Genomic DNA, 22,827 nt, shown 5'->3' with positions numbered 1-22,827 from the left:
GGGGGGTTTGTTGGCCAAACGCCCCCCCCCCCCCCCCCGGTGTTGCGCTGTGGCCCCCCCCCGGCCCCCGGCGGGGGCCCCCCCCCCCCCCCCGGGGGGGGGGGGGGGGGGGGGCCCCCCCCCCCCCCCCCCCCCCACGCCGTTCTGGTGGTTGGCCCGCCGCGTCGGGTGTTTGCAGGGGTCCCCTGTTCCGCAAAACGCGGTAACAGGGGCCCCTGCTACCACGCGGAGGAGGCGCCGAAGCGGCCGGCCGGTGGCGACGGCGGGGACGCTGGGTCGTTGATCCATCAGGTGCTCCGGCCGGCGACGGGCGGAGGCGGCCGAACACCCGAGTCGGCGGTGACGTCGCCATGCAGGAGGGTCGATGTGACAGACTCGCGGCTCGGTCGGCTCGACGTGGCGTGCGAGGAGGCTCTGATGGCGGTGAAGCGGGGGGCGCTGCCCCTGGCGGTCGTACTGGCCGCGCTGACGTTCGCCCTGTCCGGCTGCGGGATGGGCGACGACGAGCCGGCCGACAAGCCGGACCGCGCCCCCGCCGAGGAGGCGGCCACCCGGTCCCGGGAGCGGGTGCAGGCGTATCTCGACGCGATGGTCGCGAAGGACGTGGCCGCCGGGCGCAGCCAGTTCTGCGCCACCGCGCACGCGGCCTTCGACGCCGCCGCGACCAGCCCGAACGGCGACTTCGCGGAGCACTTCACCGTCCCGGCCGCGACCGTCACCGACGTCCGGCCCGGGGCGCGCGGGCAGGAGGTCAGCACCTCCGTGACGGTCTCTGTGGGCGGACAGTCGACCACCCGCGCGCTGCTGTTCACGGTGACCCGCAGTGGCGCCGACTGGTGTATCGCCGACGAGGTCCCGGGCGACCCGACGGCCCCGAGCGCCCCGTCGACGCCGACTGTGGCGCCGAGCCCGTCGTCCGCGCCGTAAGACTCTTCGGGTCCGCCCGCGCGTGCCCCTGAGCACGGCGGGCGGGTCGTCGGGGCGGCTCCCAACCACCGGAACCCGCCCCCTCGGCGGGGACCCTTCGCCGTCGTCGCCGTAGGCTTTCGGGCATGCGCCATGAGTGGCATCAGCTGACCCACCCCGCCGTCGGTGGCCCCGGACTCCAGACCAGTCGCCCGACCGCGGACTCCGCCGAGGACGCCGCGCTCGGTCTGGACAACTGGCGGAGCCTCCCGCGCGCCCAGACCCCGCCGTGGCCCGACCCGGCGGCGGTCGCCGAGGTCTGCACGGTGCTCGACACCGTCCCGTCGGTCGTCGCCCCGTACGAGGTCGACCAGCTGCGCCACCGGCTGGCGCTGGTCTGCGAGGGGCGGGCGTTCCTGCTCCAGGGGGGCGACTGCGCGGAGACCTTCGCCGACAACACCGAGAGCCACCTGCTCGCCAACGCCCGCACCCTGCTCCAGATGGCGATCGTGCTGACCTACGGCGCGTCCCTGCCGGTGGTCAAGGTCGCCCGCGTCGCCGGGCAGTACACCAAGCCCCGGTCGTTGCCGACCGACGCGCGTGGCCTGCCGGCCTACCGCGGCGACATGATCAACTCGCTGGAGGCGACGCCGGAGGCCCGGGTCGCCGACCCGCAGCGCATGATCCGGGCGTACGCGAACTCGGCCGCCGCCATGAACATGCTCCGGGCGTACCTGGCCGGCGGGCTGGCCGACCTGCACGCGGTGCACGACTGGAACAAGGACTTCGTCAAGCACTCCCCGGCCGGTGAGCGCTACGAGGCGATCGCCCGGGAGATCGACCGGGCGCTGGCCTTCATCCGCGCCTGCGGGATGACCGACGAGGAGGCGCTGCGCACCGTCACGCTCTACTGCTCCCACGAGGCCCTCGCCCTGGAGTACGACCGGGCGCTGACCCGGGTCTCCGACAACCGGGCGTACGGGCTCTCCGGCCACTTCCTCTGGATCGGCGAGCGGACCCGGCAGATCGACGGCGCGCACGTCGACTTCATCTCCCGCATCGCCAACCCGATCGGCGTCAAGCTCGGCCCCACCACCACGCCGGACGAGGCGCTGGAACTCTGCGAGAAGCTCAACCCGGAGAACGTCCCCGGCCGGCTCACCCTGATCAGCCGGATGGGCAACCACAAGGTCCGGGACGCGCTGCCGCCGATCGTCGCCAAGGTCGACGCCGCCGGGGCGAAGGTGGTCTGGCAGTGCGACCCGATGCACGGCAACACGCACGAGTCCTCCAACGGCTACAAGACCCGGCACTTCGACCGGATCGTCGACGAGGTTCTCGGCTACTTCGAGGTGCACCGCAACCTGGGCACCCACCCCGGCGGGCTGCACGTCGAGCTGACCGGTGAGGACGTCACCGAGTGCCTCGGCGGTGCGCAGAACATCGCCGACCTCGACCTGCCCGGCCGGTACGAGACCGCCTGCGACCCGCGACTGAACACCCAGCAGTCGCTGGAGCTGGCCTTCCTGGTGGCGGAGATGCTGCGTGGCTGACGCGAGGAGTGAGCTTGCGAGCCCCGCAGTCGGCAGCGGAAGGGGGGCACGGTGGCTGACGCGAGGAGTGAGCTTGCGAGCCCCGCAGCCAGCAGCCGAAAGGGGACACGGTGGCTGACCACCGAGTGCGAGACGCGAGCGAGGACATGACAGTCGACCTGCGCTCGGACACCGTCACCCGGCCCACCGCCGGGATGCGGGAGGCGATGGCCACCGCCGACGTCGGCGACGACGTCTACGGCGAGGACCCGACCGTCAACGCGCTGGAGGCCGAGGTCGCCGCGCTCTTCGGGCACGAGGCGGCGCTCTTCGCCCCCAGCGGGTCGATGGCCAACCAGATCGCCCTGCAACTGGTGGTGCCCCCCGGTAACGAGCTGCTCTGCGACGCGGACGCGCACGTGGTCACGTACGAGATCGGCGCGGCGGCGGCGTACGGCGGCATCTCGTCGCGGACCTGGCCGGCGGTCGGCGGGGACGTCGACCCGGACGTGGTCGCCGCGATGGTCCGCCCGGACGGCTACTGGGCGGTGCCCACCCGGGCCATCGCCGTGGAGCAGACCCACAACCGGGGCGGCGGCGGGGTGGTTCCGCTGGACACCCTGCGCGCGCTGCGCCGGATCGCCGACGACGCCGGGGTGGCCCTGCACTGTGACGGCGCCCGGATCTGGCACGCGCACGTCGCCGACGGGGTGCCCCTGGCCGAGTACGGCGCACTCTTCGACACCCTGTCGGTCTGCCTCTCCAAGGGGCTCGGCGCGCCGGTCGGTTCGTTGGTGATCGGCAGCGCGGAGCAGATCGAGCGGGCCCGCTACCTCCGTAAGCGGATGGGCGGCGGCATGCGGCAGGCCGGCATCCTGGCCGCCGCCGGCCGGTACGCGCTGGCCCACCACGTGCCGCGGCTCGCCGAGGACCACGCGAAGGCCGCCCGGCTGGCCGAGGCGATCGCCCCGTTCGGGCTGCTCGCCGCCACGGTCCGCACCAACATCGTGCCGCTGGACCTGACCAAGGTGTCGCTGGACGCGCACGCGCTGGCCGCCGCCGCCCGTGCCGAGGGGGTGCTGGTGTCGGTGCTCGGGCCGCGTGTCGCCCGCCTGGTCACCCACATGGACGTCGACGACGCCGGCATCGACCGCGCCATCGCCGTGCTGACCCGGATCCTGGCCGGCTGACCCGGGCGGCGTCTGGCCCTGGCCCGTCCAGTGCGAGCGGGTGGGTCGTGAACTGCCACGCGACGGACGACTCGTGGCCGGCTGCGGTGGAGTGGGGCCGGCGGCCTCAGGGACGCAGGCGGCGGAGGGTGGCGATGTCGGCGGCGTGGCCGACGTGCTTCTCGGTCGGGGTCTCCACCACGACCGGGACGCCGGTGGTGGCGGGGTGCGCCATCAGCTCGGCGAACGCCGGCTCGCCGATGGTGCCCTTGCCGATGTTCTCGTGCCGGTCCCGGGTCGAGCCGCAGAGGTCCTTCGAGTCGTTGGCGTGCACCAGCCGCAGCCGGTCCGCCCCGACGGTGGCCACCAACGTGTCGAGGGTCGCGGTCATCCCGCCCTCGGCGGCCAGGTCGTGCCCGGCCGCCCAGGCGTGACAGGTGTCGAAGCAGACCCCGAGCCAGGGATGCCGGTCCACCGCGTCCAGGTACGGCCCGAGCTGCTCCACCCGTGACGCCAGTGACCGGCCGCCCCCGGCGCTCGGTTCGACCAGCAGCATCGGTCCACCGGCCGCCCCGGCGGCGTCGAGCAGCGGCAGCAGCGACTCGCGTACCTGTCGCATGGCGGCCGCGTCGTGGGCGGGGTCCACCGAACTGCCGGCGTGGAACACCACCCCCCGGGCGCCGATCGCCCGGCCCCGCCGCAGCGCGTGGTCCAGGGTCTCCATCGACCGGGCCACCGTCGCCGGGGTGGGGGAGCCGAGGTTGACCAGCAGCGACGCGTGGATGAAGACCGGGATGTTCCGGGCCGCGCAGCCCTCGAGGAAGAGGGCGTCCTGGACCGGGTCACCGGGTGGCAGCGCCCAGCCCCGCGAGTTGGAGACGTAGACCTGCACCACCTCGGAGCCGGCGGCGTCGGCGTACGGCAGGGCCGCCTTCGCCAACCCACCGGAGGTGGGCGTGTGTGATCCGACGGGCCGGTCGGTGCCGGCCATCTAGAAGCATCCGATGGTGACCGGGGTGCCCGGGGCGACCTGCGAGTTCTCGGGCGGGTTCTGGAATCGGACCACGCCGTTGGGGTTGAACTGCACCACCACCGGGAAGCCCTGGCTCTCCAGCACCTGCTTGCCCTGGGGGCAGGGCATGTCCACCACCCGGGGTACGGCCACCGGGGCCGGCCCCTTGCTGATCTCCAGCTTGACGTCGGTGCCCTTCTCCACGCCGGCGCCGTCGACGGGCGACTGCCCGATCACCTCGTCCTTCGGGCGGTCCGAGTCGCGGTAGGTCTCCACCGGCACCAGGCCGAGCTGCTGGAGTGCCCCCCGGGCGTCGGTGACGCTCTTGCCGACCAGGTTCGGCACGGTGATCGGGGCACGTCCCCGACTCAGCACCACGGTGACCTTGGTGCCGACGTTGACCTCGGCGCCCACCTTCGGGTCGGTGTCCAGCACCACCCCGGCCGGCAGGTTGTCGTCGTAGCGGGCCTTGCCCTTGACCACCTCCAGGCCCAGGTGGCGCAGGTCCGCCTCGGCGAGTTCGTACTCCTTGCCCACCACGTCCGGCACCGGGAAACGATCCGGCCCGAGGGAGAGGGTGAGGGTGATGGTGCCGCCCCTGAGGATCCGGTCGGTCGACGCCGGATCCTGCGTGAGGACGCTGTCGCGGGGCACCTTCGCGTCGTACCTCGGGTCGGCGTAGGTGAGGGAGAGCCCGGCGCGGGACGCCTCCGCCTCCGCCTCGGCCTTGGTCAGGCTGACCAGCTCGGGAGCGGCCGTGTACCGCCCGATGCCGAACCACCAGCCACCGCCGGCGAGGAGCAGCGCGACCACCACCACGGCGGCGATCAGCGGCAGCCGGCCCGACGTGGCCTCCGACAGCTGCCGGCGCAGCCGGGTCCACGGGTTGTCCTCCTCGGGCACGGCCCGACGCCGGTGCGGTCGGTCCGGCGCGGTGGTGTCCCGCGACCGGCGGCCGGTCTTCGGCTCGGGCAGTCGGGCCCAGGAGGGCCGCTCGGCTGGGCGGATCGGCGCGACGGCCATGGTGGGCTGGGCGACGGCCGGGAGGACGTCGTCGGTGACCCGGCGCAGCACGGCGGTGTGCGCGTTGCTGCCGAGGTCCTCCCGGGCCATCTGCACCTCGGCCAGGAACGCCCCGGCGTCCGTCGGACGGGCCCCCGGCTCGCGGCGGGTGGCCCGGGCGACCAGTTCGTCGAGCACCTTCGGCGTCCCCGGTACCAGGGTGGACGGGGCCGGCACGTCCCGGTCCACGTGCTGCCAGGCGACGTCGACCGGGCGGTCGCCGTCGTACGGCACCCGACCGGTGAGCATCTCGAACAGCACGATGCCGGCCGAGTAGACGTCGGTCCGCGGGTCCGCGTGCCCGTCGGTGACCAGCTCCGGCGCGACGTACGCGACGGTCGCCATCAGCTGGTTGCCCTGCTCCTCGCTGCCGCTCGCCTCGACCGCGCGGGCCAGGCCGAAGTCGGCCACCTTCACCACGCTGTCGACCAGGTTCGCCGCGCCGCCGGTGGGGGCCTCGGCGACCAGCACGTTCTCCGGTTTCACGTCCCGGTGCACCAGACCGGCGCGGTGTGCCGCGGCGATCGCCGCGAGCATCTGCTCGGTGATGGCCAGCGCCTCGTCCGGGTTGAGCCGGCGGCGCTCGGCCAGCACGTCCCGCAGGGTCCGGCCCCGGACGTACTCCATCACCAGGTAGGGCAGGCCACGGTGGGTGCCCTGGTCGTACACGGCGACCACGTTGGGGTGGGTGAGCCGGGCGATGGTCTTGGCCTCGTCGGTGAACCGCTCGACGAAGCCCGCCAGGGGGGACCGGGGGTCCGGCGCCTGGGTGGGATGAATGATCTTGACGGCGACCGTGCGCTCGAGACGTTCGTCCGTGGCGGTGTACACGGTCGCCATGCCGCCCCGGGCGACGCGACCGCGAATGCGGTAGCGCCCCTCGATCAGCGAGCCCAGCAACGTGTCGGCGACCTGTGTGTCCATCGGGGGGCAGTCTATGTCTCCGGGAGGCGACGGCAGAACAGGATGCCACAGTGCCGCCGGATCGTCACCTGACGCACCCTTCGTCGCCAGTCCCGTTGGCCGGTGGACGGCACGACGTGGCAGGGTGATCGGGTGAGTGAATCCGTACCCGCCGACCGGGCCGTTCCGGGCCCCGGTCCCGCCGCCGACGACGCCTGGCTGAACCTGCCCGACGTCGCCGAACGCCTCGACGTGTCGATCAGCAAGGTCCACCAGATGATCCGTGACCGGGAACTGGTCGCGGTCCGCCGGGACGGCATCCGGAAGATCCCCGTCGACCTGGTCGCCAACAAGACCGTGCTCAAGCACCTGCCCGGGGTGCTCAACCTGCTCGCCGACGCCGGCTACGACGACGACGCCGCGCTGCGCTGGCTGTACGAGCCGGACGACACCCTGCCGGGCACCCCCGCCGTGGCCCTCGGCGGTGACCTGGCCCGCGAGGTCAAGCGGCGGGCCCAGGCACTCGGGTTCTGACCGTGCGGCAGTTCGCCTACCTCGGGGTGCTGGCCGGGTGCCTGGTCTGCGCGCTCTGGCTGGAGCCGGTGTTCCGGGTCAACGTGCTGCGCCGCTGGCGTCGGCTGCTGCTGACCCTGGTGCCGGTGGTGCTGATCTTCGCGCTCTGGGACCTCGCGGCGATCGCCGCCGGGCACTGGACCTTCGATCCGGAACAGACCACCGGAGTGCTCCTCCCCGGCGAACTGCCCCTGGACGAACTGCTCTTCTTCGTCGTCGTACCGATCTGCACGATCCTCGGCTTCGAGGCGGTACGCGCGGTCAACCGTTGGCCGGCGGGGGACGAACCCGCCGGCCCGCCGGTCGAATCGGCCCGGGGCGCGGACGGCGCGGCGTCGCCCGCCCGGGTGCCGCCGGGCCGGGGGGAACGGACATGACGTACACCGTCGCCGCCCTGCTCGGCGCGGTCTGCGCGGCCGTGGCCGACCTGTACGTGCTGCGGACCCGGCTGCTGCTACGGCCGGTCTTCTGGGCCACCTACCCCATCATCGTGTTCTTCCAGCTCATCTCCAACGGCATCCTGACCGGCCGGAACATCGTCCGGTACGACCCGGACACGATCATCGGCGTCCGGCTGGCGTACGCGCCGGTGGAGGACCTGGTCTTCGGCTTCGCGCTGGTCCTGCTGACCCTGTCGGTGTGGGTCTGGCTCGGTCGCCGGGGCGTGCAGCGCACCCCGACCGCCGGCGAAGGCAGCCGGCTGCTCCGCCTCCTCCGTCGCCCCCGCCCCTGACCGGAGCCGGTGGGTCAGTCGGCGCGGCGGGTGGCCGCGATGGCGAGGTCGACCAGGGCCTGGCGGGCCTCGGTCTCCAGGTCGACGGTGGCGAGCGCGGCCAGCGCGGTCTCGGTGAGGGCGGCGATCCGCTCCTCGGTACGCGCCAACGCTCCGCTGGCGGTGATCACCTCGCGGAGCCGGGCCACCCCGTCCTCGTCCAGCCCGGGATCGCCGAGATGCCGGTCGACCAGCGTCCGCCCCGCGTCGTCCGTCCCCGCGACAGCCGCCGCCACCAGGTACGTCCGCTTCCCCTCGCGCAGGTCGTCGCCGGCCGGCTTGCCGGTCTGCGCCGGATCACCGAACACCCCGAGCACGTCGTCGCGGAGCTGGAACGCCTCGCCCAGCGGGAGCCCGTACGCCGCGTAGGCCGCCTCGACCTCCGTGGTCGCCCCGGCGAGGGCGGCGCCGAGCAGCAGCGGCCGCTCGACGGTGTACTTGGCCGACTTGTATCGGGCCACCTTCCCGGCCCGCTCCAGCGAGGTGTCCCCGGTGGCCTGGGTCAGCACGTCCAGGTACTGCCCGACGGTGACCTCGGTACGCATCTCGTCGAAGACCGGCCGGGCCCGGGCCAGGGTCCGCGCGTCCAGGCCGGCGCCGTGCAGCATCTCGTCGGACCAGACCAGGCAGAGGTCGCCCAGGAGGATCGCGGCGGCGTCGCCGAAGCCCTCCGCGTCCCCGGTCCACCCGGCGGCGCGGTGCCGGGAGGCGAACCGCCGGTGCACCGCCGGCTCGCCCCGCCGGGTGTCCGACCGGTCCATCAGGTCGTCGTGGATCAGCGCGCTGGCCTGGACGAACTCCAGCGCGGCGAGGGTGGCGACCACCTGGTCGGAATCCACCCCTCCGGCGCCCCGGTAACCCCAGTAGGCGAACGCGGGCCGTAGCCGCTTGCCGCCCCGCAGCACGAACTCCTCGACCGCCTCGGCGACCGGTGCCAGCGCCTCGTCGACCCCGGTCAGCCAGCCGCGCTGGTTGGCCAGGAATCCGGTCAGGGCCTTGTCGACGCGTTGACGCAGGCCGGCACGGTCGACAGGGGATACGGGAGCTGCGTGGGTCACGCCACGACGCTAGCCGGTCGCCGTCGACGACCGCGCACCACCGGGGGTGTGACGCGCCGGGGAAGGTACGGACGAGCGGCCGTGACCAGCGCCGCGTGCCGGCGTACGGCGGGTTCCGCCCGGTGCGGGGCCAGCCGGCGTCCCACCTCGATGAGGTGACCCGCCGCCCGGACGGACCCGGCCCGGACGGCGGCGAGCAGGGCGTCACCGGCCACCGCGCAGGCCTGCTCGACCTCGCCGAGATCGAGGTAGGCGCGGGCCAGCCAGCCCCCGTAGACCGCGGTGGCGCGCGGCTGCCCGGGGCGGCAGCCGGCGCGCAGCAGCGGCTCGGCGCGCAGCGGTCGGCCGAGCACGGCCAGCGTCCGGCCGGTCATCGCGGCCAGTTCCGCCGGGTCGAGCCAGTAGAGCCAGGGCGGTTCCCGGAGCGGGTCGTGCCGGTCGGCGACGCGTCGGGCGGCGGTGAGCGCCTGCCCGGCGGTGACGTGCCGGCCGTCGAGCGCGGCGGCCAGCGCCGTCCGGTGCAGCAGCACCGCCCGCAGCCCGGCCGGGGCGCCCGGCCCGGCCCCGGTGTACGCGGCGCGGGCCAGCAGCAGCGCGCCGGACGGATCACCGACCCCGGCGAGCAGGTGGCTCGCCGAGCCGAGCACGTGCCCGGCCAGCACCCGGTCACCGGCCGCCGTGGCGGCCCGCAACCCCAGCCGGTACGCGGTCAGTCCACCGGCCGGATCACCGGCGTCGGCGGCGAGCCACCCGGCGAGCTGTGCCGCCTCGGCCAGCACCGGCAGCAGCCGGCGCCGCCCGGACGGGCCGGCCAGTCGGACGGCCCGGGCCACCCGCCCCAGCCGGGACGCGCCCAGCCCGGCCAGGTCCGCGCCGCCGGACAGGTCGTCGAGCCGGCGCAGCCCGTCCAGCCATTCCGCCGGGTCGTCCCGCCACCGCGTCGGGTCGTCCGGTGCCGCGCGATCCCCGCACGGAGCGGGGAGGCGCGTGGCCCCGCCGACGATCGGCAGGCCGGCGGTCGGTGGACCGGGCGGCAGCAGCGACCCGTCCGGGTCGGCCAGCCACCGCTGGGCCAGGGCCAACAGCGCCCGTCGCGCCCGGGATCCGTCCGTCACCGGATACGCGTCGGCGCGGCGGCTCGCCACGGCGGCCCCGGACAGCCGCTCCCGGGGGACCTCCAGCACGAGGGCGAGCCAGCCGAGCCAGAACTCCCCGGGTATGCGTGCCTGCCGCTCCCAGCGGGAGACCTCGTGCCGGCTGAGCGTGGCGACCCCGGCGGCGGCGCAGAGCCGGGCGGCGAGCTGGGCCTGACTCCAGCCACGGGCCAGCCGCAGCCGGGCGAGCAGGGGCCCGGACAGCTCCGGGCCGGGCGGCGTGGGCGGGATCATGGGGCCTCCGGAGGGTCGCGGCGGCTCCCGGCGGCCGGGAGACCCGGACCGGTGCGCCGTCGATCGGACTGCGGACCCCCGCACGGCTGGCGACCGACCCCCACCGGCTCACCGCGCTGCCCCACTGCCTACCCGAGGGGTACGACGATTCCGCAGCGGGAGGATCCGCTTCCTCGACCGGGGCCCGGCGTTCCTCGACCGAAGCAACGGCGTTCCTCGACCGAAGCAACGGCGTTCCTCGACCGGAGAGCGGTAGGGCCTCGACCGGGAGACCGGCGTTCCTCGACCGGGAGACCGGCGGGCCTCGACCGGTCCGCACATCGGCGGGCCGCCGGGAACGCCCCCGCCCGGTAGAGTCGTGGAGTGGCGCTCGGTCTTCCCTCGGTCCTTCCCAGCTCCCAGCCGTCGATCGGGGAGCTGATCCGCGACTGCCAGCCGACCTTCTCGTTCGAGTTCTTCCCGCCCAAGACCCCGGCCGGCGAGACTCTGCTCTGGCAGGCGATCCGCGAGCTGGAGTCGCTGCGTCCCTCGTTCGTCTCGATCACCTACGGCGCGGGCGGTTCGACGCGGGACACCACCGTGGCGGTCACCGAACGGATCGCCACCGAAACCACCCTGCTTCCGATGGCGCACCTGACCGCGGTCAACCACTCCGTCGCCGAGCTGCGGCACGTGATCGGGCGGCTGGCCGGGGTGGGAGTACGCAACGTGCTGGCGGTGCGGGGCGACCCGCCCGGAGACCCCACCGGGGAGTGGGTCCCGCACCCCGAGGGAGTGCACTACGCCGAGGACCTGGTGCGGCTGGTCCGCGACTCCGGAGACTTCAGCGTCGGGGTCGCCGCCTTCCCGTACCGGCATCCCCGCTCGCCGGACGTCGTCTCCGACACCGAGCACTTCGTCCGTAAGTGCCGGGCGGGGGCCGACTTCGCGATCACGCAGATGTTCTTCGACGCCGACGACTACCTCCGGCTGCGCGACCGGGTGGCGGCCGTGGGTTGCGACACCCCGATCCTGCCGGGGGTGATGCCGGTCACCCAGCTCGCCACCATCGCGCGGTCCGAGCAGCTCTCCGGCGCGCCCTTCCCGCCCGCGCTCGCCGAGCGGTTCGAGCGGGTCGGTGACGACCCGGAGGCGGTCCGTCGGCTCGGCATCGAGCAGGCCAGCGAGATGTGCCGACGGCTGCTGGACGAGGGCGTTCCGGGAATTCACTTCATCACCCTGAACCGCTCCACCGCCACCCGGGAGGTCTGGCGGAACCTCCAGGTCGGCGCGCGGGTGTGACGGGGGGACCATCCGTCACCTCGTTGCCGTGCCGGGTGTCGGGAGCGGTGCGTGGGTGTGCCGGGCCCCGCGTGTCTCGGCGCGGCCCACGACTGGGTTCCGCCGCCGCGACACCCGACGTGCCCTCCTACGGTTGATCCGTGGTGGGCACTCCGCTGAGATGGGACGACTACGCGACCGCCTGGGCCCGACTGCACGGGGGCTTCGACCCCCGGTCGGCCGCTCCGGTGGTCCGAGGCTGGCTGCGTTTCGCGTACCACGTCGGTTACCTGCTGGGCCGGCTGCGGGTCACCCCGACGGCGGTCACCGTCGCCGGGGTGCTGCTCTGCTTCTGCGTGCCGCTGCTCGCCGTGCGCCCCTCCGACGGCCCGTTCCTCGCTGCGCTCTTCGTCCTGCTCGCCGCGGTGGCCGACAGCGTGGACGGCGCGGTGGCGGTGGTGACCGGCCGTAGCACCCGCCTCGGCTACGTCTACGACTCGCTGGCCGACCGGCTCGGTGAGATCGCCTGGCTGTTGGCGTTCTGGCTGGTCGGGGCACCGGGTGCGCTGGTGGTGGCCGGTGGCGCGCTCTCCTGGTTGCACGAGTACGTCCGTGCCCGCGCCATCGCCGCCGGCATGCGCGAGATCGGCGCGGTGACGGTGGGGGAGCGGCCGACCCGGGTCAGCGTCGCGTTGGTCGGATTGCTGGTGGCCGGGCTGGCCGGGCTGATCCGGCCGGAGCTGGTCGCCGGCACGATCACCCTGGCCACCGCCGTCTGGGTGCTGCTCGCCGGGTTCGGGCTGGGACAGCTGCTCTCCGCCGTCCGCCGAGCCCTGCTCGCCGCCGACGCTCCCACGCCGGCCCGGACCCGCTGAGGCCGTCCGCCCGTCGGGTGGTGGGGTGGGGTGGTTGCAGGGGACCCTTCCTCATCAAGAAGCGGTGACAGGGGACCCCTGCTACCAAAGCTGCTACCAACAAAGCGCTAGCAGCAAACCACCTACCAGCAGAGCGCTACCACCTCAGGCGGGGCCGATCCGGTCGGCGACGATGCGGGCGGAAAGAGTCACCATGGGCAGGCCGCCGCCCGGGTGGGTGGAGCCGCCGACCAGGTGCACGCCGTGCGCCGGGGCACGGTTGGCCGGGCGCAGCAGTCCGCCGGCCGTGCCGTAGATCGCGCCGCCCGGTGCCCCGGTGGCGCTGTCCAGGTCGGCCGGGGTGCGGATCTCGCGGAACAGCAGCCGGTCCCGTACGTCGACCCCCCGCTCGGCGAGCACGTCCAGGACCCGGTCCGCGTACGCCTCGGCGAGCCCCGGCCGACGCCAGTCGACGGCGGACGCGGCGGTGCCGTGCCGGGCCGCGTTGACCAGCACGAACCACGCCTCGTGGTCGGCCGGGCGGACCAGCGGGTCGTCGGCCACGGTGACGAAGACCGTCGGGTCGACCGCCGGCCGGGCCCGGACACCGCGTCCCGGATCGCCGAAGACCGCGTCGAACTCGGCGTCGTTGTCGTGGGGGAAGAACACGTTGTGGTGCGCCAGGCCGGTCGGCCCGCGTACTCCGAGCAGCAGCACGAACCCGGCCAGGCTGCGGTCGGCGAGCCCGGCCAGCCGGCCGGGGCTGGGCAGCAGGTCCCGGTAGACGGTCAGCGCGTCGACGTTGGCCACCACCACGTCGGCGGGGACCGGCGTGGCGATCCCGCGCAGGCGTACCCCGTGGACCCGGCCGCCGGCCGCGTCGATCCGGGTGACCGCGGCGCCGGTCTGCACGACCACGCCGAGATCCAGGCAGCGCGACAGCAGCGCGTCGGCGAGCGTGCCCAGCCCGCCGCGCAGGTACCAGCCGCCGAAGGCCAGCTCGGCGTAGGGGACGGCGACCAGCGCGGCCGGGGCCCGGCGCGGGTCGGCGCCGGTGTAGGTGGCGTACCGGTCGAGCAGCATCCGCATCCGGCGGTCGCCCAGGTGGCGGCGGCCCAGTCCGCGCAGCGTGCGGCCCGGCGCGATCGCAGCCAGGTCGCCCAGCCGCCAGGCCAGCGCCGCCAGGTCGCGGGGGGAGTCGACCGGCCGGCGCAGGATGTCCCGCCAGGACGCCTCCCACACCCGCCCGGCGCGTCGCCACAGGCCCCGCCAGTCGGCCGCCGACCGATCCCCGAACGCCGCCCCGATCCGCTCGGTGAACTCCACCGGGTCGGCGCAGGAGTCGAGGACGGTCCGCCCCTCGTCGGGGAAGACGTGCCGGACGATCGGGTCCAGCGGGACGAGGTCCAGGTACTCGTCGAGCTTCGCCCCGGTCGCCTCGAACAGCTCGGTGAAGACCTCGGGAAGGGTGAGCAGGCTGGGGCCGGTGTCGAAGTGGAACGACCCGGCGGGTGTGTCGTGCGTGTACCGGCCGAGCTTCCCGCCGACCGTGTCGGCCCGCTCGAAGACGGTCACCTCGTGCCCCACGGCGGCCAACCGGGCGGCGGCGGCCAGTCCACCCACCCCGGCACCGACGACCACAACCCGAGCCATGTGTCGCGCCCTCCTAGCCGACCGGACGCCCGCGCCAGGAGAGGCGGCGTCGCTTCCGCAGATGGTACGACCGGACGGTCAGCCAACCGAGGACCACGACCGACACGGGGTGGGCGAGCGCGTCGGGCCACCACCGGCCCCCGGTCGACCGGGCGCTGACCACCCGTCCGGTGACGCCGAGGAGATAGCCGGCTCCCGCCAGCGCGGCGACCGTCGGCGCGCCGACCAGCAGCGCGGCCACGACCAGCAGCGGCGGCGCCATGTAGAGCAGACCGAGCAGGGCCACCACGGCCGCCGCCGCGCCCGGGTGGCCGAACGTCGCCCAGAGCGACTTGGTGTAGCCGTCACGCAGTTGCGGCCAGGTGTCGTACATCCGGCAGTCGGCCAGCCGGGAGCCGTCGGCGAGGGCGATCCGGCCCCCGGCCCGCTTGACCGCGCGGGCCAGCTCGATGTCCTCCAGCACCCGGTCCCGTACGGCCGCGTGCCCGCCGGCGGCGGTGTAGCCGGCCCGGTCCACCACCAGGAACTGCCCGCCCGCCGCCGCCAGCGACGGCCGGGGCGAGCGTTCCATCGCGCGCAGCGGCAGGAAGGTCAGCCACAGCCACTGCAACAGCGGCTGGACCAGCCGGTCGCCCACCGTCGTCACCAGGATCCTCGGGTACGGCGACAGCAGCGTCACCCGCGCGGCCCGCAGTTCGGTGACGGCCGCCGCCACCGCGTCCGGGGCGAGCACGACGTCGGCGTCGACGAAGACCAGCGCGGTGGCCGCCGGGTCGGCCCGCCGGGCGAGCTGGTGGCAGGCGTGCGGCTTGCCCAGCCAGCCCGGCGGCGGCGCGACCCCGGTCAGCAGGGTGACCCGGGGGTCGCCGTCGACCACGCCGCGCACCACCTCGGCGGTGCCGTCGGCGGAGCCGTCGTCGAGCACCACGATCCGCATCCCCGGCACGCCCCGCTGGGCGAGCAGCGCCCGCAGGCACGGGGTGACCCGGCCGGCCTCGTCCCGCAGTGGCAGCAGCACCGCCACCGGCTCGCCGACCACGGCCGGCCGGTCGGCGGGGCGGCGCAGCCAGCGGGTGGCGTTGACCAGGGTGTGCCCGGTCAGCGCGGCGAGCACGGCCAGCAGGACCAGCACGGCGACGACCGGAACGGTCATGCGGTGGCGTCCACCCACCGGGCGGCGGATCCGTCCTTCCGGCCGGCCGGTGGCCGCTGCCGCCGGTGGCCCCGGGTGAGCGTGACCGCCAGCGGCACCGCCGCCACCGCCATGCCGGCCGCACCCCACAGCGCCGAGGCGGGCAGTCCGAGGAAGACCGCGTGGGCCAGCACGCTGGAGAAGTACGTCCACAGGTACAGCGCGTACATCGGGTGGTCCGCCGGGCCGGTCCGGTCGGCCGGCGCTCCGGCCAGCGGCCGCAGCAGCGTCATCATCAGCACCCCGAACAGCAGCCAGCCGAGGTAGTTGCTGGCCGGGATGCCGGGCAGGCCGGGCAGGGCCGGGGTGGCGTCCCGCCAGCGCCAGTACCCCTCGGCGACCATCTGCGGGTCGAGGAAGAGATCCCAGGTGGCCAGGCCGACGGCGGCCAGCGCGATCCGCCGTACGCCGGGCCGGACCAGGCGCACCGCAGCGAGCCACGCCGGCCAGGCCATCCAGGTCCAGGCCAGCGGAATGATCAGGGGCACCCCGGCGAGCTTTGGCCCGAGTTCGCCGGAGTAGTCGTAGCTGCCGAACGGGAAGCCGGTGGTCACGCCGAGCGCCTCGATGGCGAAGCCGCCGCCGGTGGCGACCGCGACCAGTGCCGCCGCCGTCCGGGGACCCCGGGTGAGCAGCGCGTGGCCGACCGAGAGGAGGTAGCCGAGGACGACCGTGGCCACGGTCAGCGCCGCCCGGGTCCCCCCGCCGGTCAGCGGGTAGCCGATCTGGGCGAGGACGAGGACGCCGAGCAGCACCCAGGTCAGCCGGGGCGGCCGGGTTCCCTCGCCGGCACCCCGTCCCGGCCGGAGGCTGGCGACGGGCCGGCCGTCGGGCGCGACGGGTGCGGACCGGTCGCTGGCCATGGCGGGTGGGGGCCGGTCACCGGTCATGACGGGTGGGGCCGGTCGCGGGGCGCGACGGGTGCGGGCGCGACGGCCGGGCCGGCGGCTGCCGGGGAACCGGAGGGGGTCGGCGGCGGAAGGGGGAGGGGCCGGCCGAGCACGCCGAACGCGCGTTCGTCGCCGGGGAAGTGGAAGTTCCGCAGGACGTCGACGAAGCCGAACCGGCGGTAGAGCCGCCAGGCGCGGGAGCGTTCCTCGTCGGCCTCCGGGGTGGACAGCAGCGTGCTGCTCCCCTCGGCCATGGTGAGCAGCGCGCGCAGCTGCCCCGCGCCGAGGCCGTGCCCCTGCGCCGGGGGCCGGACGTGCAGTTCGACGACCTCGAAGCAGTGGGTCAGCCAGATCCCACGCCGGGTCGGGTCCAGCGCCCGGCTGACCTGGTCGTGCCACCACTGTCCGGGTACGCCGAGGTAGCCGTACCCGAAGCCGGCCAGGTGGCCCTCGGTGGTCAGGCTGGCCACCGCGCGGAAGCCCGGCCGGCGGACGTGGGTGGCGATGTAGCCGCGCCGGGACTCCAGCAGGTCAGGCCGGTACCCCATCGCCTCGCCGTAGACGGCGACCACGTCGTCCAGCCGCCGGACGAGATCGTCCGGGGTCCACCGCACCAACCTCATGCGCGTCCGCCCTCCACCGTCTCCGTGTCGTCGTCACCGGTCCAGTCCAGCACCGCCCGGTCACCCACCACGGCACGCACCTCGAACCGGGCGAACAGTTCCTCCGCGTACCAGCCCTCGGTGGGGGTGCGGGTGATCGCGGCCCGGTGCTCCGGGTGACGGTACGCGAACTCGACCAGGCTCGCCGGGTCCCGCCACACGCTGACCGTGCCCTGCCAGCCCAGCGGTGCCTCCCCGACGCCGAACCGGGCGAGCAGGCCGGGGGCGTGGCGCAGCGCGGCGGCCACCGGGGGGACCGCCCGCCAGAAGGTGGCGGCCCGCCGGGGGCGCAGTCGGGCGCGGGTCAGCGCCAGCACCGGCCCGGTCACCCGACCGCCGGCCGGGTCGCCGAACGGTTGCCGGCCGGACCACGCGCCCCGGCTGGTCACCGGACACAGGTCGAGCCGGACGGCCGCGCGGGCGAGCCGGGCCCAGGACCGGCCGACCGGGGACTCGTCGAACCCGGCCGCCGCCTCCGCCGAGGCCCAGACGGTCAGCGCGGCCCAGCGGGTTGGATCGACGTCGTTCGGGCCGAACCCGGTACCCGTCCCGGTGCCGAGCAGCTTGGCGAAGCGCACCCCCTCGGTGGCGCGCAGCCGGCGCGGGCCGAACGCCATCCGGGGCAGCACCCGGGGCAGGTCGGTCCGACCCACCCGCCAGACGTGCAGGGTGACCAGCTCGGGGACGGGTTCCGGCCGGCTCACGCCACTCCGGCCGGGATGCCGGCGGTGATCCGCAGCAGCTCCGCGTACGTGGTGGGGAAGACCGCCCGGGGCACCCCGCCGGCGGCCCAGACCTCGGCGTGCCCGGCCAGCGTGGTGTCGACCAGGGTGCGCAGCGGGGCGGGGTGCCCGAGCGGGGCGACCCCGCCGATGACCTGCCCGGTGTGTTCCCGGACGAACTCCGGGGTGGCCCGGCGCAGCCGGGCGGCCCCGACCGACGCGGCCACCCGGGGTACGTCCACCCGGTGCGCGCCCGAGGTGAGCACCAGCAGTGGCGCACCGTCGGCGTCGAAGACCAGCGAGTTGACGATCGCGCCCACCGGCACACCGAGCGCCTCCGCCGCCGCAGCGGCGGTGTGCACGGCCTCGGGCAGCAGGCGGACGGTGGCGGGTCCGCCGGAACCGTCGCGCGCCGTCGCGGCGTCGAGCGCGGCCTGCACCGCCCGCACCTTGGGGTGTGGCTGCATGCTGGTCATTCTCCCCGGTACGCCACCGCCCGTCCCACCGGCCACGCCAGACCGACCCCCACCCCCACCCCCACCCCCACCCGCCGTCCCGCCCGTTGATCAAGAAGTTCGCGTCATCCGGAGCCGGGAAGCCTGACGTGAACTTCTTGATCAACGCCGCTGTCAGGTGTGGTGGCCGGGGCCGGCCGGGCCGGTGGTGACCACGGCGACCACGTCCGGTGGGCCGGGCTGGTCGGTCTTCGCCGGTGGGGGCGGTCCACCCGGGGCGACCCGGGCCGTCTCGGCCAGCGCGACCCCGACCAGCACCAGCAGGCCCCCGCCGAGCTGGGCGGCGTTGAGCGCCTCGGTCGCGCCGAGGGTCACCCAGGCGACCGCCGAGGCGATCACCGGTTCGACCATGCCGATGATCCCGACGCTGGTCGCCGGGAGGTGCCGCATCGCCCCGGCCACCAGCAGGTACGGCACCACCGAACCGAGCACCACCACGTATCCGAGCAGCAGCACGACCGGTACGCCCCGGCTGGTGCCGGCCAGTGGCGTCCAGTCGCCGACCCCGGTGACCGCCCGGGTGAGCAGGCCGGCGACGGCGGCCGCGCCGAACGCCCAGGTGCAGAGCGAGACGGTGTCGCGTCCCTCGACACCGCGTGCGCCGAGCACGTAGTAGATGGCGAGGAAGAACGCGGCTCCGAGACCGGCCAGCACCCCGAGTCCGTCCAGCGAGAACTCGCCCCAGATCTCGGCGACGCAGGCCAGCCCGACCAGGCTCAGTGCCAGGCCGGACCAGAGCCGGGGCCGGACCGGGTGTCGCTGGCCGAACCGGGCCCAGAGGGCCACCAGCAGTGGGGCGGAGTACTCGAAGAGCAGCCCGATGCCGACCGGCAGCCGGGAGATGGCGACGAAGTAGAGCATCGGCACCAGGAAGAAGCCGGTCAGTCCGTACCCGACCAGCAGCGGGACCTGCCCGGCGGTGACCCGTAGCCGCCGGACGCCGGGGCGGACCAGCACGCTCAGTGCCAGCAGGACGGTGAACGCGCCGGCCGCGCGGAGCAGGGTGAGCTGGGGTGCGTCGATGCCGGTGCGGAGCACCAGCTTGGAGACGGTGCCGTTGACGGCAAAGAGGATGCCCGAGGCGAGCACCATCACGACACCCAGAGCGGGGCGGGGGTTGATCACGCCTGCGAGGTTACCGATTCCGGGTCGTGCCACACGTTGCGTTTTCCCCGGCGGAAGGGTGTACTGTCAGCAGTGGTTAGAACGGGTGTTCGATTGAGTCGGGCGCCGGTTCCCACCACCCGGGAGGGGTGTTTCGCGGCGCTGCTCCCGGGACGGTGCGGTGACGCGGACCGCACCGGGCACCGGGCAGTCGCGAGCCCGGTCCCGTCAAGGCAGGATCGCCGTCCGCCGCCCACGACCCCCGGGCGGCGGACGGCGAACCCGCCGGTCAAGCCGGCCGGGTGTGGTGTGGGGAAGCGTCCACACCCGGCCGGCCGCACCCGGTGCGTCTTCCTCCGCACCACCCCAGACCCGGGCCCCGCTGCCGGACGGATTCGTCTCCGCCGGTGACGTGGCCGCCTCGGCGACGCGGAGGAGACAGTCATGCCGTCCCACCCGGCACCCACGGTGCCCACGCACGTGCTGCCGCACCGCACCCCGGCCCAGCTTCTCGCCGTGGCCCGTCGTGGACTGGCCGAGGCCGCGCAGACCCGCCCCGACGGCCTGCGCTACGCCGCCGCCCACCTGGCGGCGCTGCGCGCGGCGGCGGCCCTGCTGGCCGCCCGGGCCCGTCCCGCACCCGCCCGGCGCAACCGGATCACCAGCGTCTGGGTCCTGCTCGCCGGGGTCGCCCCCGAGTTGGGCGAGTGGGCCACCTTCTTCGCCGCCGGTGCCGGTAAGCGGGCCGCCGCCGAGGCCGGCATCCCCCGGGTGGTGACCGCCCGCGAGGCCGACGACCTGCTCCGCGCCGCCGAACAGTTCGTCCTGGTGGTGGAGACGGCGCTCGGCCTGGCGCACCAGCCGGCCCTGGAGGGGCTCGCCGCCTGACCCGGTCCGCCATCCGACCCGGTCCGCCTGCCACACACCACTGATCCAGTACGACACGACGGGGGGCTTGTCCATGGCGGGCCGGATGGTGCTCGGTTCCGCCGCGCTGGCCGGTCTGGTCCGGCCGGCCAGCGCGCCCGACCCGGCGGACGCCCAGCGGGTGCTGCCGGTCCTGCCCGAACTCACCGGGCTGCTGCCCAACCGGGGTCTGCGCCGGGGCAGCACGGTCTCGGTCGCCACCGGGCAGCCCCGGCGAAGCGGTGGGACGTCCCTGATGCTGGCGCTGCTCGCCGAGGCGTCCCGGTCCGGCTCGTGGTGCGCCGTGGTCGGGGTGCCGACCTTCGGCGCGGTGGCGGCGGCCGAGGCGGGTATCGCCCTGGACCGGCTCGCCCTGGTGCCGCATCCCGGTCCGGAGTGGGCCACCGTCGTCGCCGCCCTGATCGACGGCGTCGACGTGGTGGTCACCGCGGTCCCCGCCGCAGTCTCCGCCTCGGTCGCCGGTCGGCTGGCCGCCCGGGCCCGGCAGCGCGGCAGCGTCCTCGTCCCGTACGGCCGGTGGGCGGGAGCCGACGTCACGTTGCAGGTGGTCCGGGGGGTCTGGGAGGGGATCGGGCCGGGGCGGGGCCGGCTCCGCCGGCGGGAGGTGACCGTCTCGGCACGGGGCCGGGGCGCGGCGGCCCGGCCGAAGGAGATCACCGTCTGGCTGCCCGGCGACGGCCGTACCCGGGTCGTGCCCCGCTCTGCCACCACCCGCCCGGCCGCGTCCGCGACGGTGCCCCGACGGGGCCCGTTGACCCTGGTCGGGTCGGCGTGACCCCGGCGTCCCGTCGCCCCACCCCCGCAGTGGCCGGGGCCGCCGGTCAGCGGGCCACCGATCCGTCCCGTGCTGTCGGTCAGCGGGCCGTCGATCCGTCCCGTGCCGTCGGCCAGCCGGCCGTCGACCCGTCCCGCGCCACCCGGACCCTGCTGCTCTGGTGCCCGGACTGGCCGGTGATCGCCGCCGAGATCGTCGAGGGGGTGCCCGCGACCGGGCCGGTCGTCGTCCTGCACGCCAACCGGGTGGTCGCCTGCTCGGAACGCGCCCGCGCCGACGGGATCCGGCGCGGTCTGCGTAAACGGGAGGCACAGGGGCGCTGCCCCGGGCTGACCGTCGTCGAGTACGACCCGGCCCGGGACACCCGTGCGTTCGAGCCGGTGGTCGCCGCCGTCGAGGACCTGGTCGCCGGGGTGGAGGTGGTCCGACCCGGGGCCTGCGCGGTGGCCGCCCGGGGACCCACCCGGTATCTCGGCGGTGAGGAGGCAGCGGCCGAGCGGATCATCGAACACGTCGCCCAGACGTGCGCGGTGGAGAGCCAGGTCGGTATCGCCGACGGGGCGTTCGCCGCCGGGCTGGCCGCCCGTACCGGGCAGGTCGTGCCGCCCGGCGGCACACCGGGTTTCCTGGCCGACCTGCCGGTCGAGGCGCTCGGCCGGCCGGCCCTGGCCGACCTGCTGCGCCGGCTCGGCATCCGGACGCTGGGCGACTTCGCCGCGCTGCCCGCCGGGGACGTGCTGGCCCGCTTCGGCTTCGACGCGGCGCTGGCCCACCGCCTCGCCGCCGGGCGGGACCACCGTCCGCTCGCCGTCCGGGTGCCCCCGGCCGAGCTGACCGTCAGCGCCGACTACGACGAGCCGCTCGACCGGGTGGACGCCGCCGCGTTCGCCGCCCGGGCACTGGCCGAACGGCTGCACGACCGGCTGGCCGCGCACGGCCTGGCCTGCACCCGGCTCGGGGTCGAGGCGGTCACCGCGCACGGCCAGGAACTGCACCGGGTCTGGCGGCACGACGGCCTGCTCACCGCCACGGCCATCGCCGACCGGCTCCGCTGGCAACTCGACGGGTGGCTCTCCGGCGCCCCGGGCCGGCCGGGCCGCCCGACCGCCGGGATCATCCGGCTGCGGCTGGTTCCGGACGGGGTTCTCGCCCAGGTCGGGTTGCAGCCCGGCCTCTGGGGCGCTACCGGCGAGGAACGCGAGCGGGCGCACCGGGCCCTGAGCCGGGTGCAGGGCCTGCTCGGCCCGGAGTCGGTGGTGACCGCGGTGCTCGGCGGTGGGCGTTCCCCGGCCGACCAGGTCCGTCTGGTGCCGTGGGGCGACGAACGCCTTCCCGCGCGTCCCGGTGAGCCGGGCTGGCCGGCGGCCGACCGGTCGCCGGGTTCCGGTTCCGGCGGGTCGGCGGCTTCCGGGCCGGTCGGTACGGCGGATCCCGGTGGTGCGTCGGTGTCCGGCTCCGGACCGGCGTCGGACCGGACGGTGCCGACGCCCGGCCCGGGTGGTCGGGTGCGACGACGGTCGGGCACGGGTGGCCGGACGACGCGCCCGGAGCTGCCGCCGTGGCCGGGGCGACTCCCGCCGCCCGCGCCGGCCGTGGTGCTGCCCGCCCCGCTCGCCGCGACCGTGCACGACGCCACCGGCGAGCCGGTCGGGGTCAGCGCCCGGCTCCAACTGACCGCCGCGCCGGCCCGGGTGGCCGTCGGTTCCGCCCCGCCGGTGGAGATCGTCGGCTGGGCCGGGCCGTGGCCGGTCGACGAGCGGTGGTGGGCCCCGGCCGAGGCGCGGCGCGCGGCCCGTTTCCAGCTCCTCCTCGCCGACGGTGCCGCCCTTCTGCTGGCGGTCGAGGCCGGCCAGTGGCTGGTGGAGGCGATCTATGACTGAGCGCGGGACCGGAGTTCG

20 protein-coding genes and 3 pseudogenes are annotated in these 22,827 nt (G+C 75.4%); 12 read left to right on the top strand and 11 right to left on the bottom strand.

What is annotated here, in order from left to right:
- Positions 1 to 417 precede the first annotated feature (417 nt).
- From ACIBJE_RS17290 to ACIBJE_RS17280, 3 genes are all read left to right on the top strand, one after another.
- Positions 418 to 927: a hypothetical protein gene (locus ACIBJE_RS17290; RefSeq protein ID WP_396749272.1), complete on the top strand. Its 510-nt coding sequence runs from the start codon at positions 418 to 420 to the stop codon at positions 925 to 927.
- 125 nt (positions 928 to 1,052) lie between these two features.
- Entirely contained in the window at positions 1,053 to 2,459 is a 1,407-nt protein-coding gene (locus tag ACIBJE_RS17285; RefSeq protein WP_396749243.1) for a class II 3-deoxy-7-phosphoheptulonate synthase, read from the top strand.
- Positions 2,460 to 2,605: 146 nt separating this feature from the next.
- On the top strand, positions 2,606 to 3,628 hold the full coding sequence (locus ACIBJE_RS17280; RefSeq protein ID WP_396749241.1) for a threonine aldolase family protein: 1,023 nt from the start codon (positions 2,606 to 2,608) through the stop codon (positions 3,626 to 3,628).
- A gap of 106 nt (positions 3,629 to 3,734) precedes the next feature.
- On the opposite strand, the gene ACIBJE_RS17275 is transcribed toward ACIBJE_RS17280, so the two are convergent.
- Both ACIBJE_RS17275 and pknB read right to left on the bottom strand, forming a co-directional pair.
- The gene (locus ACIBJE_RS17275) at positions 3,735 to 4,598 is read right to left on the bottom strand and encodes a deoxyribonuclease IV (RefSeq protein ID WP_396749239.1); all 864 of its coding nucleotides are present in this window, start codon (positions 4,596 to 4,598) and stop codon (positions 3,735 to 3,737) included.
- Positions 4,599 to 6,605 (bottom strand): Stk1 family PASTA domain-containing Ser/Thr kinase, encoded by a 2,007-nt coding sequence (gene pknB, locus ACIBJE_RS17270; RefSeq protein ID WP_396749237.1) that lies wholly within the window; start codon positions 6,603 to 6,605, stop codon positions 4,599 to 4,601.
- Positions 6,606 to 6,737: 132 nt separating this feature from the next.
- Between pknB and ACIBJE_RS17265 the strand changes: the two genes are divergently transcribed.
- The 3 genes from ACIBJE_RS17265 to ACIBJE_RS17255 are packed head-to-tail and all read left to right on the top strand — an operon-like array spanning position 6,738 to position 7,890.
- Positions 6,738 to 7,118 carry an Rv2175c family DNA-binding protein gene (locus ACIBJE_RS17265; RefSeq protein WP_396749234.1) on the top strand — a complete coding sequence of 127 codons (381 nt, stop codon included), beginning with the start codon at positions 6,738 to 6,740 and terminating at the stop codon, positions 7,116 to 7,118.
- Positions 7,119 to 7,120: 2 nt separating this feature from the next.
- Positions 7,121 to 7,534, top strand: coding sequence for a lycopene cyclase domain-containing protein (locus ACIBJE_RS17260; protein WP_396749231.1), 414 nt, complete (start codon positions 7,121 to 7,123; stop codon positions 7,532 to 7,534).
- The gene (locus ACIBJE_RS17255; protein ID WP_396749229.1) at positions 7,531 to 7,890 is read left to right on the top strand and encodes a lycopene cyclase domain-containing protein; all 360 of its coding nucleotides are present in this window, start codon (positions 7,531 to 7,533) and stop codon (positions 7,888 to 7,890) included. The genes ACIBJE_RS17260 and ACIBJE_RS17255 overlap by 4 nt, the downstream gene beginning before the upstream one ends.
- A gap of 14 nt (positions 7,891 to 7,904) precedes the next feature.
- Here the strand turns inward: ACIBJE_RS17255 and ACIBJE_RS17250 are convergent, their stop codons facing one another.
- Complete coding sequence (locus ACIBJE_RS17250) at positions 7,905 to 8,987, bottom strand: polyprenyl synthetase family protein (protein WP_396749226.1); 1,083 nt, start codon at positions 8,985 to 8,987, stop codon at positions 7,905 to 7,907.
- Positions 8,984 to 10,375, bottom strand: a complete 1,392-nt coding sequence (locus ACIBJE_RS17245) for a helix-turn-helix domain-containing protein (protein ID WP_396749223.1) — start codon at positions 10,373 to 10,375, stop codon at positions 8,984 to 8,986. Before ACIBJE_RS17245 ends, ACIBJE_RS17250 begins: the two co-directional genes overlap by 4 nt.
- A gap of 363 nt (positions 10,376 to 10,738) precedes the next feature.
- Between ACIBJE_RS17245 and metF the strand changes: the two genes are divergently transcribed.
- The gene (metF, locus tag ACIBJE_RS17240; RefSeq protein WP_396749221.1) at positions 10,739 to 11,656 is read left to right on the top strand and encodes a methylenetetrahydrofolate reductase [NAD(P)H]; all 918 of its coding nucleotides are present in this window, start codon (positions 10,739 to 10,741) and stop codon (positions 11,654 to 11,656) included.
- A 140-nt stretch (positions 11,657 to 11,796) separates the two neighbouring features.
- Positions 11,797 to 12,510, top strand: coding sequence for a CDP-alcohol phosphatidyltransferase family protein (locus tag ACIBJE_RS17235; protein WP_396749218.1), 714 nt, complete (start codon positions 11,797 to 11,799; stop codon positions 12,508 to 12,510).
- A 144-nt stretch (positions 12,511 to 12,654) separates the two neighbouring features.
- On the opposite strand, the gene ACIBJE_RS17230 is transcribed toward ACIBJE_RS17235, so the two are convergent.
- From ACIBJE_RS17230 to ACIBJE_RS17200, 7 genes and pseudogenes are all read right to left on the bottom strand, one after another.
- Positions 12,655 to 14,142: a phytoene desaturase family protein gene (locus tag ACIBJE_RS17230; protein WP_396749216.1), complete on the bottom strand. Its 1,488-nt coding sequence runs from the start codon at positions 14,140 to 14,142 to the stop codon at positions 12,655 to 12,657.
- Positions 14,143 to 14,155: 13 nt separating this feature from the next.
- Entirely contained in the window at positions 14,156 to 15,295 is a 1,140-nt protein-coding gene (locus ACIBJE_RS17225; protein WP_396749213.1) for a glycosyltransferase, read from the bottom strand.
- Positions 15,292 to 16,224, bottom strand: coding sequence for a carotenoid biosynthesis protein (locus tag ACIBJE_RS17220; protein WP_396749211.1), 933 nt, complete (start codon positions 16,222 to 16,224; stop codon positions 15,292 to 15,294). The genes ACIBJE_RS17225 and ACIBJE_RS17220 overlap by 4 nt, the downstream gene beginning before the upstream one ends.
- A gap of 68 nt (positions 16,225 to 16,292) precedes the next feature.
- A pseudogene (locus tag ACIBJE_RS17215) lies at positions 16,293 to 16,847 on the bottom strand (GNAT family N-acetyltransferase); the annotation flags it as partial.
- A complete protein-coding gene (locus tag ACIBJE_RS17210; RefSeq protein ID WP_396749209.1) occupies positions 16,844 to 17,590 on the bottom strand; it encodes a monooxygenase in 747 nt (248 codons plus the stop codon). The gene ACIBJE_RS17210 and the pseudogene ACIBJE_RS17215, both read right to left, overlap by 4 nt.
- Positions 17,587 to 18,075 (bottom strand): YbaK/EbsC family protein, encoded by a 489-nt coding sequence (locus ACIBJE_RS17205; RefSeq protein ID WP_396749207.1) that lies wholly within the window; start codon positions 18,073 to 18,075, stop codon positions 17,587 to 17,589. Before ACIBJE_RS17205 ends, ACIBJE_RS17210 begins: the two co-directional genes overlap by 4 nt.
- A 162-nt stretch (positions 18,076 to 18,237) precedes the next feature.
- Positions 18,238 to 19,248 carry an EamA family transporter gene (locus ACIBJE_RS17200; protein ID WP_396749204.1) on the bottom strand — a complete coding sequence of 337 codons (1,011 nt, stop codon included), beginning with the start codon at positions 19,246 to 19,248 and terminating at the stop codon, positions 18,238 to 18,240.
- 423 nt (positions 19,249 to 19,671) lie between these two features.
- Between ACIBJE_RS17200 and ACIBJE_RS17195 the strand changes: the two genes are divergently transcribed.
- The 4 genes and pseudogenes from ACIBJE_RS17195 to ACIBJE_RS17180 form a co-directional block, all read left to right on the top strand.
- Complete coding sequence (locus ACIBJE_RS17195; RefSeq protein ID WP_396749202.1) at positions 19,672 to 20,115, top strand: SAV_6107 family HEPN domain-containing protein; 444 nt, start codon at positions 19,672 to 19,674, stop codon at positions 20,113 to 20,115.
- Positions 20,116 to 20,188: 73 nt separating this feature from the next.
- Positions 20,189 to 20,929, top strand: coding sequence for a hypothetical protein (locus ACIBJE_RS17190; protein WP_396749199.1), 741 nt, complete (start codon positions 20,189 to 20,191; stop codon positions 20,927 to 20,929).
- 149 nt (positions 20,930 to 21,078) lie between these two features.
- Positions 21,079 to 22,311, top strand: a pseudogene (locus ACIBJE_RS17185) (DNA polymerase Y family protein); the annotation flags it as partial.
- Between the two features lie 159 nt (positions 22,312 to 22,470).
- Positions 22,471 to 22,809 (top strand): annotated as a pseudogene (locus ACIBJE_RS17180) (DNA polymerase Y family protein); the annotation flags it as partial.
- Positions 22,810 to 22,827 lie beyond the last annotated feature (18 nt).

The organism is Micromonospora sp. NPDC050187 (assembly GCF_044459745.1).
Taxonomy (GTDB): domain Bacteria; phylum Actinomycetota; class Actinomycetes; order Mycobacteriales; family Micromonosporaceae; genus Micromonospora.
This window is presented reverse-complemented; position numbering and strand designations above follow the sequence as displayed.